Annotated in this window: 22 protein-coding genes; 14 read left to right on the top strand and 8 right to left on the bottom strand. The window is 58.3% G+C overall.

The genetic code is table 11. The features are described from left to right. Positions 1-103 precede the first annotated feature (103 nt). Both HTT03_RS07880 and HTT03_RS07885 read left to right on the top strand, forming a co-directional pair. Positions 104-736 (top strand): tyrosine-type recombinase/integrase, encoded by a 633-nt coding sequence (locus HTT03_RS07880; RefSeq protein ID WP_174859313.1) that lies wholly within the window; start codon positions 104-106, stop codon positions 734-736. Positions 737-1,084: 348 nt separating this feature from the next. Next, complete coding sequence (locus HTT03_RS07885; protein WP_174859314.1) at positions 1,085-1,600, top strand: thermonuclease family protein; 516 nt, start codon at positions 1,085-1,087, stop codon at positions 1,598-1,600. A gap of 90 nt (positions 1,601-1,690) precedes the next feature. Here the strand turns inward: HTT03_RS07885 and HTT03_RS07890 are convergent, their stop codons facing one another. Then, complete coding sequence (locus tag HTT03_RS07890; protein ID WP_174859315.1) at positions 1,691-2,506, bottom strand: endonuclease NucS domain-containing protein; 816 nt, start codon at positions 2,504-2,506, stop codon at positions 1,691-1,693. Between the two features lie 752 nt (positions 2,507-3,258). On the opposite strand from HTT03_RS07890, the gene HTT03_RS07895 reads away from it, so the two are divergent. Beyond that, on the top strand, positions 3,259-4,143 hold the full coding sequence (locus HTT03_RS07895; protein WP_174859316.1) for an ArdC family protein: 885 nt from the start codon (positions 3,259-3,261) through the stop codon (positions 4,141-4,143). A gap of 1,253 nt (positions 4,144-5,396) precedes the next feature. Here HTT03_RS07895 and HTT03_RS07900 read toward each other — a convergent pair. Beyond that, a complete protein-coding gene (locus HTT03_RS07900; protein ID WP_174859317.1) occupies positions 5,397-6,566 on the bottom strand; it encodes a helix-turn-helix domain-containing protein in 1,170 nt (389 codons plus the stop codon). A gap of 135 nt (positions 6,567-6,701) precedes the next feature. On the opposite strand from HTT03_RS07900, the gene HTT03_RS07905 reads away from it, so the two are divergent. The 5 genes from HTT03_RS07905 to HTT03_RS07925 all read left to right on the top strand — a co-directional run bounded on the left by HTT03_RS07905 (position 6,702) and on the right by HTT03_RS07925 (position 9,907). Beyond that, the gene (locus tag HTT03_RS07905; protein WP_174859318.1) at positions 6,702-7,124 is read left to right on the top strand and encodes a hypothetical protein; all 423 of its coding nucleotides are present in this window, start codon (positions 6,702-6,704) and stop codon (positions 7,122-7,124) included. A 137-nt stretch (positions 7,125-7,261) separates the two neighbouring features. Continuing rightward, the gene (locus tag HTT03_RS07910; protein ID WP_174859319.1) at positions 7,262-7,885 is read left to right on the top strand and encodes a TetR/AcrR family transcriptional regulator; all 624 of its coding nucleotides are present in this window, start codon (positions 7,262-7,264) and stop codon (positions 7,883-7,885) included. 75 nt (positions 7,886-7,960) lie between these two features. Continuing rightward, a complete protein-coding gene (locus HTT03_RS07915; RefSeq protein WP_174859320.1) occupies positions 7,961-8,425 on the top strand; it encodes a VOC family protein in 465 nt (154 codons plus the stop codon). Positions 8,426-8,475: 50 nt separating this feature from the next. Continuing rightward, positions 8,476-8,874, top strand: coding sequence for a nuclear transport factor 2-like protein (locus HTT03_RS07920; protein ID WP_174859321.1), 399 nt, complete (start codon positions 8,476-8,478; stop codon positions 8,872-8,874). A gap of 1 nt (position 8,875) precedes the next feature. Continuing rightward, positions 8,876-9,907 carry an NAD(P)H-binding protein gene (locus HTT03_RS07925; protein ID WP_174859322.1) on the top strand — a complete coding sequence of 344 codons (1,032 nt, stop codon included), beginning with the start codon at positions 8,876-8,878 and terminating at the stop codon, positions 9,905-9,907. Between the two features lie 70 nt (positions 9,908-9,977). On the opposite strand, the gene HTT03_RS07930 is transcribed toward HTT03_RS07925, so the two are convergent. Both HTT03_RS07930 and HTT03_RS07935 read right to left on the bottom strand, forming a co-directional pair. Then, positions 9,978-10,265 carry an I78 family peptidase inhibitor gene (locus HTT03_RS07930; RefSeq protein ID WP_174859323.1) on the bottom strand — a complete coding sequence of 96 codons (288 nt, stop codon included), beginning with the start codon at positions 10,263-10,265 and terminating at the stop codon, positions 9,978-9,980. Positions 10,266-10,297: 32 nt separating this feature from the next. Next, entirely contained in the window at positions 10,298-10,954 is a 657-nt protein-coding gene (locus tag HTT03_RS07935) for a TetR/AcrR family transcriptional regulator (protein WP_174859324.1), read from the bottom strand. 109 nt (positions 10,955-11,063) lie between these two features. Here HTT03_RS07935 and HTT03_RS07940 point away from each other — a divergent pair, with 109 nt between their 5' ends. Beyond that, entirely contained in the window at positions 11,064-11,546 is a 483-nt protein-coding gene (locus tag HTT03_RS07940; protein WP_246253393.1) for a GFA family protein, read from the top strand. 1 nt (position 11,547) lies between these two features. Further along, positions 11,548-12,747, top strand: coding sequence for an alpha/beta fold hydrolase (locus HTT03_RS07950; RefSeq protein WP_217482769.1), 1,200 nt, complete (start codon positions 11,548-11,550; stop codon positions 12,745-12,747). Between the two features lie 130 nt (positions 12,748-12,877). Here the strand turns inward: HTT03_RS07950 and HTT03_RS07955 are convergent, their stop codons facing one another. From HTT03_RS07955 to HTT03_RS07970, 4 genes are all read right to left on the bottom strand, one after another. Then, positions 12,878-13,297, bottom strand: coding sequence for a YdeI/OmpD-associated family protein (locus HTT03_RS07955; RefSeq protein WP_217482770.1), 420 nt, complete (start codon positions 13,295-13,297; stop codon positions 12,878-12,880). A gap of 175 nt (positions 13,298-13,472) precedes the next feature. Beyond that, a complete protein-coding gene (locus tag HTT03_RS07960; RefSeq protein WP_174859325.1) occupies positions 13,473-13,838 on the bottom strand; it encodes a DoxX family protein in 366 nt (121 codons plus the stop codon). Then, positions 13,835-14,257, bottom strand: a complete 423-nt coding sequence (locus tag HTT03_RS07965; RefSeq protein WP_217482771.1) for an SRPBCC family protein — start codon at positions 14,255-14,257, stop codon at positions 13,835-13,837. Before HTT03_RS07965 ends, HTT03_RS07960 begins: the two co-directional genes overlap by 4 nt. Further along, entirely contained in the window at positions 14,257-14,580 is a 324-nt protein-coding gene (locus HTT03_RS07970) for an ArsR/SmtB family transcription factor (protein WP_174859327.1), read from the bottom strand. Before HTT03_RS07970 ends, HTT03_RS07965 begins: the two co-directional genes overlap by 1 nt. Positions 14,581-14,705: 125 nt before the next feature. On the opposite strand from HTT03_RS07970, the gene HTT03_RS07975 reads away from it, so the two are divergent. The 4 genes from HTT03_RS07975 to HTT03_RS07990 all read left to right on the top strand — a co-directional run bounded on the left by HTT03_RS07975 (position 14,706) and on the right by HTT03_RS07990 (position 16,641). Continuing rightward, complete coding sequence (locus HTT03_RS07975) at positions 14,706-15,023, top strand: ArsR/SmtB family transcription factor (protein WP_217482772.1); 318 nt, start codon at positions 14,706-14,708, stop codon at positions 15,021-15,023. Beyond that, positions 15,016-15,489 carry an SRPBCC domain-containing protein gene (locus HTT03_RS07980; RefSeq protein WP_174859329.1) on the top strand — a complete coding sequence of 158 codons (474 nt, stop codon included), beginning with the start codon at positions 15,016-15,018 and terminating at the stop codon, positions 15,487-15,489. Before HTT03_RS07975 ends, HTT03_RS07980 begins: the two co-directional genes overlap by 8 nt. A 2-nt stretch (positions 15,490-15,491) precedes the next feature. Beyond that, complete coding sequence (locus tag HTT03_RS07985; protein WP_174859330.1) at positions 15,492-15,959, top strand: hypothetical protein; 468 nt, start codon at positions 15,492-15,494, stop codon at positions 15,957-15,959. 142 nt (positions 15,960-16,101) lie between these two features. Beyond that, on the top strand, positions 16,102-16,641 hold the full coding sequence (locus HTT03_RS07990) for a dihydrofolate reductase family protein (protein ID WP_174859331.1): 540 nt from the start codon (positions 16,102-16,104) through the stop codon (positions 16,639-16,641). The last annotated feature ends 7 nt before the right edge of the window (positions 16,642-16,648 follow it).

Below are 16,648 nucleotides of genomic sequence, written 5' to 3' on the forward strand. Positions count from 1 at the left end.
GGCTCAAAGCCGACCTCGGATGCGGCGCAGCATCATATGGTATGATGTCTTGTCAACGTCGGGTTGTCGATGTGGGAGGGCGTGGTGGATCGGAGGATCCATCATGGAAACATCAAACTTACCGGCCATCCGCGCCTTACGCCCAGCCTGGAACAAAGGCCGGATCGTCGGCCAGAAAAGGCCGCTCAAGCCCAAACACGTCTGGGCGATCAGGGTGCGGCTGGAATTGGCCGAGAACCATCGTGATCTGGCCCTCTTCAATCTTGCCATCGACAGCAAGCTGCGCGGCTGCGATCTGGTGAAAATGAGGGTGGTCGATGTTATGGCATCCGGCCAAATCAAGGAACGCGCGTCGGTTCTTCAGAGCAAGACCCAGAAACCTGTGCGCTTCGAAATCTCCGAAGGCACCCGTGCATCGCTGGCAAGATGGATGCGGGAGCCGCTGAGGGTCGGATCCGAATACCTCTGGCCTGGGCGTTTTCACGAACGGCTTCACATCTCTACCCGCCAGTACGCGCGCATTGTGCGTGACTGGGTGACATCCATTGGTCTGGAGGCAAGCGCCTATGGCACGCACTCGATGCGGCGAACGAAAGTCACGCAGATTTACAAGAAAACAGGCAACCTAAGGGCGGTCCAACTGCTGTTGGGTCATACCAAGATGGACAGCACTGTCAGGCACCTCGGCGTCGAGCTTGAAGATGCGCTGGTGATCGCCGAAGCTATCGAAATCTAAACCGCTGGGCCGTCGTCACAGACGGCCCAAACCGGTCATTTGACAGCTCCGTAGGCAATGTCCGGTTTGAGCCCAATTTGGCTAAGGCTGCGGGGCGCGCGGATGTCCATTAACGCAGAAGAGGCAAAATTCTCTTACAACTACTCGGGTTTCGGGTGAAGTCTCCCGAAATTGAGAATATGCCGTCATTCAGGCAGTCAAGAAAAGAGCGTTTACTGGATGGTTTTAAGCCAGCCGAACATGCAAATCCGGTCCGGTAACAGTGATTTAACCTAACGGTCACAGGTCGCACTTCATCGAAGCTTTATCGCCAAATTTGTGCCTGATTTTCCCGGTAAACTGGACGGCATGTCAAAAGCCAGAGAATCTCGCCGCCGCAAAAACGGTCTGTCATTATTCCTATCGGTCATCACCTGCGCCGTCTTGCTATTTGCGACAGTGCAATGGACTGAAAATCAGGATGCCGTGCAGCAAAAGGCCAGCAAACCACGAATAATTAACGGGGGAGGCGCATGGACTGGCGGTAGTGCGTGGAAGATCGGCCGTAGAATGCATGAAACCACGGCTGCATTACCCGGGGCGCAGCTTGTTGACACCGTTACCCGCATCCGAGATGGCGATACTGTTGTTGTTGGTTTAATCCCAATCCGGTTGGCTAATCTCGACTGTGCTGAACGTGGCACTAAATTTGGAGATCGCGCGACGCGCCAAATCGAGGGAATGGTCAAAAACGCTCAGCTTCGATGCACCTTAGAAGGACGACGTAGCTATGATCGCGAAGTTGGCGTTTGCAGCTTACCCGACGGACGTGACGTTGGAGAACTACTGATCGCAGGTGGATTTTGTCAGCGTTGGCGAGGATGAATCCTACATTGGGGCAAGCACATCGAATGCATCCTTCGTCCGCTCCGCCCGGTAACTCGCTGAATACGCGCAATCTCTAAGCGGCTGCGGTCACTGCGCAGCGAATAAACGTCTGTCTATCGATGCCGAAAAATGCATCAGCACATTGTCCAACGCCTCAACATCATCAATCCTATTTTTCCAATACACATGCACATGAGAGCTACTAACTTGTGTTTTGGTTATCCTTACGAAGCCGTTATTGGTTAAAATGGCTTCATCCGCCCCATCAAGTATGATATTTGACGAGATGAAATTGTGCTTGTGACCTCGGTTTATGCCTCCGATCTTAATTCCCTTGTAGATGATAGCGATTTGCATTTTCCCGCTTTGAAATTCGAAAGTGCCTGCATGATGCTGATGCATCACATAGGCCCGCATATCTGCGTTTAGTTCAGCAACGGCATCTTCAAGCGGAACCCCATTTTTTCGAAACGACTGGACCCCGCCGCCAATGAGTATACCAGCCTCCACACGTTTTCCGAGCAACTCTTCTTCTGATATCCCTGATACAGCCATGATCGCTGGATAGTTTTTCTCAGGTATTGCTAATGTTCGAACCCCATTGTCTTTGGCATAACTATCTGTTTGTTCTGGGATTTCATTTGCCACTACCCATCCCTGCACATTGCCAGCACTGTGTAACTTAAAGTCCTCTACATAACGCGTGACTTGATCAATGGCGTGAGGCTTCGCCTTGTCCTTCTTCACTTCTATCACGTGTTTTGTGCCGTCTCGATGCTGCAATAACATATCGATGCGTCCACTCGGAAGTGTCAATTGCTGAGCAATAAGCGAATATCCGTCGCCAAAAACATGCATGACGGACCGAGATAGAAGGATTTCAAAATACCGTTCGCTTGCCATCAGTTCTCTTCTCGCTGAAAATATTCTTAATCTGTGTGCAGATCTGTATACCCTTGAGATAGAATAAAATTCTATGGCACTGATTGTAATACAACAAGGCGATTTACATAACGACCACCTTAGAAAACCGTTCATCTAAAAGTTCGCTGAACCCGCCATTGGCGCACTTGCGGCGAAAGTCAGAAAAGTCCGCCCTGCCGACCTTCATCCTCCGATGATGCTGCGCGATGGACGAATGGCCGGTCTAGTGAAGCTGCACCGCGGCGATCGGCAAGGGATTGAACGGCAGGTCAGGGCCGTTCGCGACGCGAATGAACAGCGTGAAAATGCAAGGCTGCCAGATGTCTCGGCGCCCCTAAGGGCGCACTTATGCAAACTCTTCACCTGCGGTTCCAAGCTTTGCGGGCGATATCACTTGGGCAAAGCCTCGGTTGACGGCCAATCCTGTCAGTTTCCAAATTCTGTTGATCCGCCTCCCATCCCGGCAGGTCCGAGAAAACCGGCAAGCGCCGCCTGTGGCGTCGGTTCCGGTCGAGAATTCCGGTTCCTCCCACGCGCAGGCGCGCGGTTCCCTCCCAAATTCACGCCCTCCACCCAGTTGTCACGGCCCCGCCGGGCCGCAAGACGGGCTTTGCCCTTACCTGCTCTGCCCTTCGGAATGCATGGGCATTCCAAAGATCAGAACAGGAAGGCCCGCCCATTGGCGGAAAGGGGAAGAGACCCGGCCCGCGTCACTCGAAGGAGGGTCACAAATGACCGCAGAGAAGTTTGACGTTTACACCCATGTTACCAATCAGATCGTCGCGCAGATCGAGGCCGGAACACCGCCCTGGCGCAAGCTGTGGACCGGCTGCGGGGCATCGGTCAGCTTGCCGGAACGGTTCAACGGCGAAGCCTATCGGGGCATCAATATCCTGATGCTTTGGGCCACGGCGATGTTGAAGGACTACAGCTCAGCCCGCTGGATGACGTTCAATCAGGCCAAGCAGCTTGGGGGTCATGTCCGCAAGGGTGAGAAATCTGCTACCGTGGTGAAATACGGCACCGTCGAGCGTGAGGACGAGAACGGCGAGGAACGCCAGATCCCCTATGCCAAAGCCTACCGCGTGTTCAACGCCGACCAGATCGAGGGCTTGCCCGCTGAATTCTATATCCTGCCTGATCCGCCCCGTGATCTTGGCACCGAGGCCGACCCCGAGCTGGAGGCGTTCTTTGCCGCGACCGGTGCGCAGATCGACAGCACCGAGGAGCCGCGTGCCTATTACAACATCAAGACGGACCGCATCCACATGCCGCCGATTGCGACGTTTCACAAGGCCGCAGGATATTATGGCACCTTGGCGCATGAGCTGACCCACCGGACAGGGGCGACAAAGCGGCTTGACCGTTTGGGCCGGTTCTATGATCGCAAGGCCTACGCCTTCGAGGAGCTGGTCGCGGAAATCGGAAACTGCATGCTTTGCGCGCAGATCGGGGTGGAGCCTGAATTTGACCAGAGCGCGGCCTATGTCGAAGGATGGCTTGAGGCGATGAAGGAAGACAGCCGAGCGATTTTCCGCGCGGCGTCCGAGGCGCAGAAGGCCGTGGATTACATCATGGACCGCACCGCGCAGGCCGACCGGATGGCCGCTGAGTAACAGCCCACACCGCCGAAATGATCGAGGCCCCCGTCAGCATGCGGGGGCCTTTTGCGTTCTGGCGTGATCGAGGCGGTGGGCGGTTTTTTATGATGACCTTTCGGTGGGCAACCTGAAGGCTACCCGCCGACAGGCCCGGCGCTTCGCGCGGACGGGCATGAGACGCCCGAAAACCGTCCTGAAAGGTGGGGCAGGCAGCCCGTCCGCGCTGCCTATTTGCAGCAGATTCTGCCAAGGATCAGATAATTCCGAAAGACTGTTCGGTTTGCGATTGTATCCTGCATTCGGTTCCGCAGATGGAACGAACCAACGGTTAATCGAGGCAGCGGGCAGCTCACATGCAAAGCATTGCGAAGTTTTACCCAGCTCTTGCGTTAACAATGATACTCGCTGCGTCGCCGGACTTTTCCCGGGCACAATCCGGGGACGCCCATCTTCACCCGGACGTGATAAGCGGGTTTGTCGAGGTGCCTGCCGCGTCGATCTACTATGAGCAACGAGGGTCTGGCCCCATGCTGCTTCTCATCCCGGACGGCCCGTTCGATGCCGGTATATTTTCGACACTGGCAGAGCGATTGAGCGCGTGTTTCACCGTCGTTGCCATCGACCCCCGTTGCAACTCCCGCAGTTCATGCAGGGAGTTTACAGCTGCATTCGATGTCAATTCAGAGGCAGATGACGCAGCAGAAGTCATCACCGAGCTGACCGGTGGGCAGGCTTTCGTCTTCGGGACCGGGGGTGGCGCTCATGTTGCCCTGAGCCTGGCGGCGAACCATCCTTATGCCGTCAAGAGCGTAATCGCGCACGAACCGCCATCAATGATGCTCCTTGAGGACCCTTCAGAAGTCCTGGCAGCAAACGAGGCGATGTACGAGGCAGGTCGCCATGACGGGATCGACACTGCGATCGAGCGTTTTCTGGCGGAGAGGGGGCTGTCCGGGCTTGACGACAGCGCCACATCGGGCGGTTCGGTCCTGTTGCCCGAATACGAAGCAACCCTTCGACGCGTAAGGACGAACTTCGACTATTGGTTGATCCACGGAATGAACCCTGTCTTTCAATTTCAACCGAACATTTCCGCGCTTCGCGATGGCAACGTGGCGGTTCATATCACGGTGGGCGAGATGTCGCTGGGTCGGCCGACCCACGAAATGGGAGCTGCATTATCGACGGCACTCGCAACCGAGCTGACCGTCATGGAGGGAAGCCCCTTTGTGTCTGGACCGGATGTCGATGACTTTGCCGATGGCGTTCTAGGGGGCTTCACCGATCAAACCGATCACTCGCTGGTGCGATGCACCTTCGGGCTTCAAGCGGGCAGACCGGCAGGTTTTGGAGCCGGGGCATTCTCGGCTGATCGTTCCCTTCTCAGTGCATTCGCGCACGCCCCAGGCTACAGCAACCAGACTGACGGCTCTCACGGCGAAGACCGCGTCGATAGCCTCTTTGCCCGATAGTAACTCCCCGATGATCCGCGCTAGGAAAATGAGGTCGATTGCTTGAGGGATAGGGCTCATAGCGAAAACAGCGTCCGATACTCGACCGCCCGGCGTCTTTCCTCTGACCTGCCTGAATACCGCTGTCATGTGTGACTGGCTGGAAAAGCCGCTCGCGAGCGCGATTTCAGCAAGGCCAAGCCCGGGAATCTCGGTCATCAGCTCTTCCGCTCTTTCGACCCGCAGGGCCAGAACGTACCGGTAGGGCGTCCGACCGGTTGTCCGTTTGAAGAGCGCCGAGAAGTGTGACGGGCTGCGATTGGCAACAGAGGCCATATCGGCCACTGTGATCGCGCCGTGCAATTTCGCGCGAACGAATTCGTCCAAATGATGCAGATTGGCGGGTGACAGGCCGTGCGTTCGGGGCGCGAGATTTTTATTTCCCACCAGATGACGCAGACGATCCGCGAGGAGCTGAAGGGCGCTGTCCGCGAAAAGGTTGCACCCTGATCCGTCATCCCCGCCTTCGTGCCAGAGAGTGTCACACAGGTCGGTGAGAAGCCGGTCCTGGAACGGGGCAGCGTAGAGCTTGCCGAGGCGCTCGACGGCGGCTTTTCCGGCCGGGTCCATATCGTCGCTGAACATCGCGACTGGCAGGCAGACACCGAGAAACCCGTGCCGGTCGGAGAGTGACACATCGGAGGCTGCATCCGGGGGGACGAGCGTGAGATCGTCACGACGCCATCTGCCGGTCCAACGCCCCGCCCCCCAGTCAAATTTCGCTTCCTTCACGCCCTGTCGTGCGAGGTAAAGCAGAACGGTCGGCATGGGTGGATCGGGAAACTGACCGGCAGGCTGATTGGCCGAAAACATCGCCACCGGCTGACGCCCGATGACCTTCCGGTCTGTCAGATACCGGGCGTAGGGACCGCGCGCATAGTAGTCGGCATGGTCCAGATAGGTGTCGTCATTTTGGGCCTGTGTCATTGTTTATCCGATCGAAACAGGAGGATTCTAACAGGCATCGGAGAATCATGTAAGACGCAGGCCCGCATTGCGCCTATCTTGGCCGGGTCCGCAGTGGCGGGCCAAACAAACAAAAAGTCGAGGCAGGCAAAATTTATGACCAGTTTTTCACTATCGAGGGTTGCCCTGTTGGCAACCTGTGTCTGGGGCGTGGCGGCGATGGCCGATGATTCGCTGTACCCTGAGGAAGGGCCGTTTCGGCCCGGCGAGGGGTTCGGCACCCCGGCCACCTGCGAGACCATGCCCGACTGGATCGACCGCGCGCCGGAGGTCAACGGCCGGGTAAGCATGGTGATCGAAGGGCCAATTGTCGAAAGCCACTGGGACGGCGCGCTGGCCTATCTCATCATGTGCCAGCCGGAGCAGGTTCAGGTCATGTGCGTGACCTACTACCCCGAGGATGTGACGGGCGAGCCCGTCCAGTTCGCGGGCGGCTACAACCGCGCCGGAGAGCGTCAGATCATTCTTGACCCCTGTTTGACTTATCCGGTCGATGGAGAACCGGTTGAAGAGAATTAGGAGTTGGACCGACCCCCTGAGATTGCCGCAGCGGATTGCCTTTTTCGGCATTGCTGCGGTGAGGTCACAATTGTCAGACATGATGTTTCCTCGGTATTCAACTTGAATAGATACCAACTGTACGGTATGTATCTGCCATGCCACGACCGACCAAACAATCCCCCGAGCGCGGAGATGCACGAACCAGGCTGCTCGAAGCGGCCTGCGATGTGGTCCGCCAGAAAGGTTTTGCCGCAACATCCGTTGACGACCTGTGCCAAGAGGCGGGGGTCACGAAGGGCGCGTTCTTCCACCACTTTAAGACAAAGGAGGCGCTTGGTGTGGCTGCGGCAAACCACTGGGCAGAGACGACCAGCGCCCTATTCGCGAACGCATCCTTTCATGAGCTGGACGATCCGCTGGACCGAGTGCTCGCCTATCTCGATCTCCGCAAAGGGATAATCGGCGGAGAGGTTTTCGAGTTCACCTGTCTCGTGGGCACCATGACGCAGGAAGTTCATGAAAGCGCTCCGGCAATCCGCGATGCCTGTGCAGAAAGCATCTTCGGCCATGCCGCCACGCTTGAGGCGGATATCGAAGCGGCTAGGCAACAGCGTGGCATTGACGCCGACTGGACTGCTGAAAGCCTTGCCCGTCATACGCAGGCGGTGCTTCAGGGCGGGTTCATTCTCGCCAAGGCGACGGGCGACCCGGAGCTTGCCCGTGAGAGCGTTGATCATCTGCGAAACTACATCGAACAGCTTTTTGGCGTAGCCGGATGACTACCCAAATAACTCCCGTTTCAAATGCTGTCACAACCCCGGATGTAACCAGATCAAACGGAAAGGACTAGAATAATGACTGACCGACCAAATGCCCGAATGTGCATCTTTTTCAAAGACTGTTCGGAAGATGCCGTGCGGTTCTACGCCGAGACCATTCCGAATACCCATGTCGATCATGTGCAGCCAATCGGCTCAAGTATGAACATGGTGCTTTTCAGGGTCATGGATACACACTTTATGGCGTTGGATGGCAATGAGAATTTTGCGCCCAGCAAAGATCACTCGATCTCGATTGCGACCCTTAATCAGGCCGAAACTGACCGGCTCTGGGAGGCGCTGAGCGAGGGCGGCAGCGAAGGGCCGTGCGGATGGTTGTGTGACCGTTTCGGCGTCCATTGGCAGGTCGTTCCGACTGCAATGACCCATATGTTGAGTGACCCGGATCGGGAAGCTGCCGGCCGGGTGCAATCTGCGATGATGAAGATGAAGAAGATCGACATCGCCAGCTTGGAGGCAGCCTTCCGGGGCGAGACCTGACAAAGGCATCGCCTTTTTAGGAAAACTGTGACCGGCTTCGGGAATGAGAGATGACCAAGATTCAAGGCAGTAAGGACTGCGGCAATTCACCCAAGAACAAGTTCGCGCAGGATGTTGCGATTGCGTTGGAGTCTGGCAAGGCAGAGGCGAAGATTTTCAGCGAAGATGTTGTCTGGAGTCGGAGTACTGACAGCTCGACGGACGGACGCGAAGAAATTATGAAGTATCTGGCGTCGCAGGCGAAGCCAGCGGAAATCACCGTCGATCACGCCGTTTCCCACGGCAAGGTTGGCGCGGCCAGCGGCGAGGTTGTTTTCGCAAACGGACACCGCCGCCGGTTCTGCCATGTGCTGGAGTTCACCAGTGCCAAGGCGAATTGCATATCCGTAGTCCAAAGCTACTCCTGGCCGGCCTTTCCGCCGTGGTTGGGGCAACAGGGAGGCCATTAAATTGAGCGATGCAGAGACGAATATCTCAAGGAAAATCGCGGTGTACGGCGCGAACGGTCACACCGGGCGGCTCGTCGTCAGTGAATTGCTGAAGCGTGGAGTGAGCCCGATTGCGGTGGCGAGAAGCTCCGAGGCCATTTCGGCGGCCCAGTTTCCCGGAGAGGTTACACGTCGGTGTGCGACCGTCGATGATCCCTTGAGCCTCGATACGGCCTTCGAAGGCGCGGCGGCGGTCATCAACTGTGCAGGCGCGTTTCTGGATACCGCCAATGCGATCGCAGGGGCCGCCGTCCGAAAGCGGCTCCACTATCTCGATGTGACAGCGGAGCAGGCCAGCGCCCAGAAAACCTTCGAGACCTTCGACAGCTCCGCACGTGAAGCCGGGGTCGTCGTACTGCCCGCCATGGGCTTCTTCGGCGGCTTTGCGGACCTGCTCGCCACGGTAGCGACGAAGGGGTGGGCCAGCGTAGATGACATAAACGTAATGATCGGCCTCGACAGTTGGCATCCGACGCGGGGGACGCGTCTGACCGGCGAGCGCAACACCGCGCGGCGATTGGTGGTTGAGAAGGGGGCTCTCGTTCCCGTGCAATTGCCACCCGCCGAAGGTGAGGGGACCTTCGTGCAGCCTGTCGGACATCAGCGAACACTGGAAGTCCCTCTCTCCGAGATCATACTGATCTCGCGACACCTCAAACCGAAGGCAGTCCGAACCTTCCTGAGCGCCAACGCGATCGAGGACATACGCGATACATCGACACCGGTGCCCCGACTCGATGAAACCGGAAGGTCGCCACAAAGGTTCGTGGTCGAGATCGTTGCAAGGTTGGGCCAAGAAGAAAGGCGGGTTGTGGCACAGGGGCGTGACATCTACGCATTCTCGGCACCGCTCGTCTGTGAGGCTGCCGGACGGCTCCTTCGGCCGGAATTCAATCGAGCCGGTGCTTACACCCCTGGCCAAATCTTCGATGCGGCCGATCTGCTGAATTCACTCCGCTCCGAACACTTCACGCTGGACGTGTTGGAAGACTGACCCGCGAGTGCATCTCGCCGTCTAACCATTGTTCAAAACAACGGTGCTTGGGGGCCGGAGCGGCACATCACTAGCCACAGTAGACGCGATCAATCCTGCCGCTGTCGTCTACCAGAAAGTTCAGTCGATTGGCCTTGAACTCCATCGTTAAGATATCTCCGGGATGCAAAATCCGCACCGACACGGGCAAATCAGAAGCGACGATTACAGCTTCGTCCCTGCCGACATAGCCCTGATAGCGTGACGCGCCGCATTCATCTGCGCCTCCTCCCCCAGGGGCCGGTGTCCCCGCGGGCTCACATGCAGAGAGAGCAAGAATATAGAAAAAGTACTGCAAACGATTGATGTGGCGTTTCATTGTCGTGATTCCTTCGGTGCTGAGCGCAAACTTCACTTCGGTCCAATAGCCGACGTTTTTCCCCCGTAAACGCCGAGGAAGAACCCCACTGCCTCCTCTGCATGTTCGCGCAGGGCAGCGTCCTTCGGGATGCCTGCATCGCCGAGCAGCATCGCGGAGTTCAGCGGCGCTCCCATCACGATCCAGTTGAACTGCACGGCCGCCTTCTCCGGGTCGGAAGCATTCAGCGCTCCCGTGGCAGAGTAATGTGAGATAGCCCTCGTCAGGCGTTGGATCGAGCGTTGCGGCCCAGTCTCGTGCAGCGATTTTCCGAGCATGGGGAAACGGTCCACCTCACCGATGATCATGCGCCGCAGGCGCATGAGCCTGGGCGTCAGGACCACCCTGAGCTGATCGAGCGCGATATCGGTAAGACAGATGCGCGCGCTCGGCTCACTGAACACCTCCGAGTCGCCCCGATCTTCTCCGATCTCGGAGGCCGCTTCGGCGGTCATCGACTGGACGACTTCAAGAAACAGAGCCTCCTTGTTGTTGAAGTGTGCATACACGGTCTGTTTCGACACGCTGGCGCGCTCGGCCACAGCATCCATGCTGGCGCCGAGGAAGCCATGTTCCGGAAATACCTCCTCTGCCGCGTCGATAATCCTGGCGCGGGTTCGGCGCAGGCGAGTGTCCGCTCCATTCGACATTTTTTCGCTCCCTTTCCACGCGTCGGATCAAGACTACTACGCTTTCCTTGACAAATCAAACTGGACGGTCCAGTCTAATCAACGAAGATCAACTGCGGGAGCTGTAGGGATGTCAACCGAAGTCACGAGCGTCCGATGCCTCTGCGGCAAAGTGGAACTGGAGGCGGTGGGCATTCCGATCCTGACGACCGTCTGTCATTGCGATGGCTGTCGCGAGGCTGCGGATGAACTTGAGGAGCTGCCGGGCGCGGAACCCGTCAAGATGGCGGATGGCGGCGTTCCCTACGTCGTTTATCGCAAGGATCGTGTGATCTGCCTGAAAGGTGCCGAGCACCTGCGCGAACATCGGCTAAAACCGGATTCGCCAACCCGCCGGGTGGTGGCAACCTGCTGCAACAGCTTTCTCATGCTGGATTTCACCCATGGACACTGGATCACGCTGGTGCGCCAGCGCGTCGAGGCGACACAAGCGGTCGAGGCTGCACCACATCCGGCCCGCACGTCGCCGATGTTTTTTGTCCGGCTTTTCGCGAGCTGGCTGCCGATGGGCTTAAAGACCCCGAAGATTGACTACGTGAACGGAGTGCTCTGAGATGTCGGAAGACAAAATCGAGATCGAGAATGCTGTAAGTCCGGGGCACATCCAGCGGGTGGACAGGGCGAAGTTCACTGCCATGCGGGATGCGCTGCTTTCGGTGCTGCCCGATGAGCCTCCGGGAATGAAGGTGCCCGACGCCAATGCGGAACTGCTGCCGAAATTGCCGGATGACCTGTTTCCCGGCGGTGCCAAGGCGGGCTGGTGGCTGAAGGCAGCCCAGCTCGATCTCGAGGCGAAGGGCATCATCGCCCGCGCACCCAAACCCCCTGTGCGACTCTACCGGTTAAATGAGATGAGGCTGACCGTCTGCGCCGCTTCACTCGCACTCTTCACGCCCGTCTCAACGGCACTCTCACAAACCACAGGATCGACTGATATGGCCGCACAATCCCGGATGCTTGAGGTGAACGGTGCCTCGCTCTACTTTGAAATTCGCGGCAGCGGCCCGCTGTTGCTGCTCATTCCCGGCGGACCACAGGATGCCGGGGTGTTCGTCGGCCTCGCCGAGGCGCTGGCGGATGAGTTCACCACCGTCGCTGTCGATCCGCGCTGCAATTCGCGCAGCGTCTGCGATGCACGGGACACCGATCTAGACGTGGCGCTCCTTGCCATTGACATGGCGGCGATCATCGCCCATCTTGGTAACGCTCCGGTGCATGTTTTCGGCACCAGCGGCGGGGCGCAAATTGCCCTCGCGCTTGCGGCAAACCACCCGGAAGGGATTGCAACAGTCATAGCACACGAGCCGCGTGCGGTGATGCTTCTCGATGATCCCAGCGAGGCCCTGGCTGCTGACGAGATAATTTATACCGCGTATCAGAACGGCGGCGCTCAGTCGGCCTTCCAGACCTTCCTGGAAGTGAGCGGCATGGCAAACGGCGAGGCTCCGCCCCAACCGCAATCGGCGGAGGAGGCAGCGACGTTCGGACGGATCAACGGCAACATGGAGTATTTCTTCGCCCATGGAATGCGTCCCCTTACTGCCTTCACGCCCGATGTTGCGAAGTTGGTGGACGGACCGGGGCGCATCGTGGTCGGGGCGGGTGAGGCGACCGAAGGTGAATCCACGCACCAGGCCAGCCTGGCGCTCGCCGAACAGCTCGGGCAGGAACCGGTGATTTTCCCGGGAGATCACGTGGCTTATACCTACGCGCCGGAGGCCTTTGCCGAAGTCGTCTCTCGAACCCTTCGCTGAACCGACGCGAACTGGCCGGGTTGGAATTTTTCACCAGTATCGGTCGTTATCGTCGGTGACATAGACGCTTAGGTTTTGGCAGAAACTGCTGTGCGGAGAGTGTCTGGAACAACTCAAAGCAGTCCTAATACTATCTTTCGTCCCAGCCCTTCCCGCCGATGATTTTCGAATGGGCCTTCTCTATGCGCCGCGCCCGCGTTTCTGACTGCTTGGCGTCCGAGAAATGCAGAACCCAACCGCGCTGCCGTCCCGGCGTCAGTTCTTCGAAGGCTTCCGCCAGCTCGGGATCGTCATCGAGCGCGTCCTGTAGCTCGTCGGGATAGTCGAGATTGTCCTTTTCGGTGAACGCGACTTCCAGGCCGTCCTTTTCCGCCTGTATCGCCTTGTCGATGAAACGCCTGATCGTGTCCTCGCCGTCTTCGATCTCTTCCGGGCTCTCGAAATGAAGCCGCCGCATAGCCTGGGAGTGCTTGCCGGGCTGGACGAGAAGGCCGTCCTCGTCTTTTAGGAGCGACCCCTTGAAGAACCCGACAGCACAGGAGTTTTTCATCCCGTAGATGATGGCGACGTTGCTGCCCTGCCAAGCATAGCTTGCCCCATTTCACGCGCTCTTCGAGGCCGGAATCGAGTAGTATATCGCGCAGCCTGCGCCGCTCGTCCTGCCAGTTTTTCTGGTTCAGAAGGCTCTCGACTTCGGAATCGTCCGCCATGCCTGCCCCTCTGTCTCAATGCGGCGCGACGAAGAGCCGCCCGAGCGCGATCACCGCGCAAACGACCGCGACACCCAGCCAGTAATACATCGGCCCGCTATCCTCTGCCCCGGCGCGCAGGTGGACGCCGGAGAAGACCAGCATTTCCATCGCGATCCCGATGGCCGCGACCGGCACCAGCCATGCCAGCGACGGCGCGACAGCAGGGATGACCAGACCGACGGCGCAGAGCAGTTCGAACGGGATCAGGAGCATCCAGACAGCGTTCGGGATCGCGGCCAGCGTCGGGACGGCCTGTTCCGAGTTGAAGAGCTTCCAGCCCGCGCCGATGGCCGTGTGCAGTGCCAGCAGCGCCTGAAGTATCCAGAGAACGATGTTCATCGCTCGTCCTTTTCATCGAGACCGGCGACGACCTTCTCCAGATTGTCGAGGAACTGTTCCCAACCGGCCCTGGCTCCTTGGTAGGCCTGATCCTGATCGGGTCCGAACCCGGATTGCTCCATCTTTAGATGCGTGCCGGTGGCGGTTTCAGTGAGGGTCCAAGTGACGACGCTTTCCAGCTCGTGCGCCGCCCAGGTGTAGGACAGGCGTTCATGTGGTTCGGCCGCCAGTACCTTGCAGGACACCTTGCCCCAGTCGGCTTCGAGATCGAAACGGTGACCGACTTCCGGCTTGAAATCGCTTTTCATCAGCCAGTCCTCGATGAGGTGCTTCTGCGTCAGCGCCCGCCAGACCTTCTCTGGCGCGTGATTCAGCTCGCGTTCCTTCACCACCGAGCGCGAGTTCGTGTCGGTTTCCATCACTGGTCCGTCCTCTTCAGAAGGTCTTCAAATCCGTCGAGCTTCGCATCCCAGAACCGGCTCATGGTCTGTGTCCAATCAATCAGAGGTGCCAGCGCCTCGAGATTGGCGACATAGCGGGTTTGACGCCCTTCCGGTGTTCCACTGACAAGGCCTGCCTGTTTGAGAACGGCCAGATGTTTCGAGACAGCGGGTTGTGAAATCCCGGCGTGTTCGGTCAGTGCCACGACATTCTGCGCGCCATCGAGACACAGGCGCTCGAAGATGGCCCTGCGGGTCGGGTCCGAAAGCGACCGGAATACTTCGTCCTGCGCGAGCGGCATCGAAATCATAGCTCCAAAGTTATGAGTTATTCATAGCCTTGGGGTTATGTTTCTGTCAAGGCGGGTCACTTGTCAGCGGATTGAACCACCCTATACTGAAGTACATGCTTCAGTATGATTCCAGCTTGGACGCCGCTTTCGCAGCGCTTGCCGACCCCACCAGGCGCGAGGTCGTTGCCCGCCTGTGCGACGGCGAGTTGAGCGTCGGCAAACTAGCGGAACCCCTCGACATGTCATTGTCAGCCGTTGGCCAGCATCTTCGCATCCTGGAGCAGTCCGGCCTGATCGTGAGCGAGAAGAGGGGCCGCACCCGTTTCTGCCGCGTCGATCACCAAGCTCTTTCTGCGGTCGAGTCGTGGTTGGGCGAGCGCCGCCGCCACGCGGAACAGCGGCTGGACCGGTTGCAATCATTTGTTGAACGAAGAGGAAATTCCGATGACTGACCAGATCACACCCGATACGATCAAATCCGAGCGCTTTCTGGCAGCGCCGCCGGAGCGGGTTTTCCAGGCATGGGCGGATCGGGAACAGCGCCTGGAATGGGACGTGCCGGGCAATGATTGGGTCATTGCGGAGTTCCAGCAGGATTTCCGCGAGGACGGAATCGAAACCTCGCGCTTTGGCCCCGAGGGCGACCCGGTGGCCGAGAGTTTCGGCCGGTTTCTCAATATTGACCCGCCGCACCGGATTGTCAGCGCCGGGGTGATGCGATCCGCGAGCACGGGTGAAGCCACTTCGGCAACCATGATGACCCTGCACCTTGAAGCCGAAGGGGACGGAACCCGTCTGACCCTCATCGACCAGTCGGTTTTTCTTGGAAAGGGCGAGACAGCCGATATGCGCCGACACGGCTGGGAAGAAATCCTCGACAAACTGACGCGCTATATCGAGCAGGAAGGAGACGAATAACCATGAGCCAATCGAACGAACCGAGCCGCCAACCAACGGAGCTTGATGTGTTCCTGGGAGAATGGCGCGCCGAAGGAACGTCCTACGGCGGGACCGATCAGTCCGGCGACGATCCGAAGGCGAACGGGGAGAAATGGGAGAGCGAGCACAAGGCCTGGTGGCACACCGGCGGGTTCTTCCAGATCGAGGACGAGTGCGCGCGCCCCGGCGGGGCGGTGTTCGACACCCATTGGGTCAGGGGCATCGACCCGGAGACAGGCAGGATGTTCGCCAATTCCTTCGAAAATCACGGCCATATGCGGACCTACGAGCTGAAGCGGGATGGCGACAACTGGACCCTGAGCGGCCCGACAGAGCGCGCGACGATCAATTTCAGCGATAACAATCGCAGGCAGGAGATCGTCTGGGAGTGGAAACCCGAGAACGAGTGGTTGCCGCTCTGTGACCGAACGGCTGTTCGCGTCGATTGACGCCTTTCGCAACAAGACTGCAAATATATCTGAAGGATCAGAGCATGACGGAAATCACTTTTGGCAGAATGATCGACAATGCCGAGCGTGGCCAGAACGGTTCAGCGGACAGTCTGGTTCGTTACCTGAAGGAATCTACAGAATGAGCAGAGTCCTGCTGGATGCGGCAATGTCGATCGACGGTTTCTGGGCCGACGAGAACGGCAACAGCATCTTTCCCGTCGAAGAGATGCACCGTGCCGGTTTGATCGCCCCACTGGTCTTGCGAACCGGCGCAGTCGTGATGAGCCGGGCATCGTTTGACATGGCCGACGACCCGGACTGGTTTGCGGGCAACTACGAGTATCAGGTTCCTGTTCTGGTCTTCGGCGGCGAGCGCCCCGACACCAAACCGAAAGAAAACGGCCGAATCTCCTTCGCGTTTCTCCCGGATTTCACGGCCGCTCTGACGGCCGCCCATCAGGTTTGTGGCGAGCGCGACATCATGATTATCGGTGAGGCCAGCGCCGCGCAGTCTGCCATGGAAAGCGGGGAAGTGGATGAAATCTATCTGCGCCTGGTTCCGCGCTTCCTGGGGAAAGGCATCGCGCTATTCGATACAACATCGTTGAATCGCGACTATCGGCGCACCAGTGTCACGATGACGGAGGAGGCCACGCACATACATCTGACTGCCCTTTGAACTGTCG

It is taken from the genome of Sulfitobacter maritimus (assembly GCF_013346665.1).
GTDB lineage: Bacteria > Pseudomonadota > Alphaproteobacteria > Rhodobacterales > Rhodobacteraceae > Sulfitobacter > Sulfitobacter maritimus.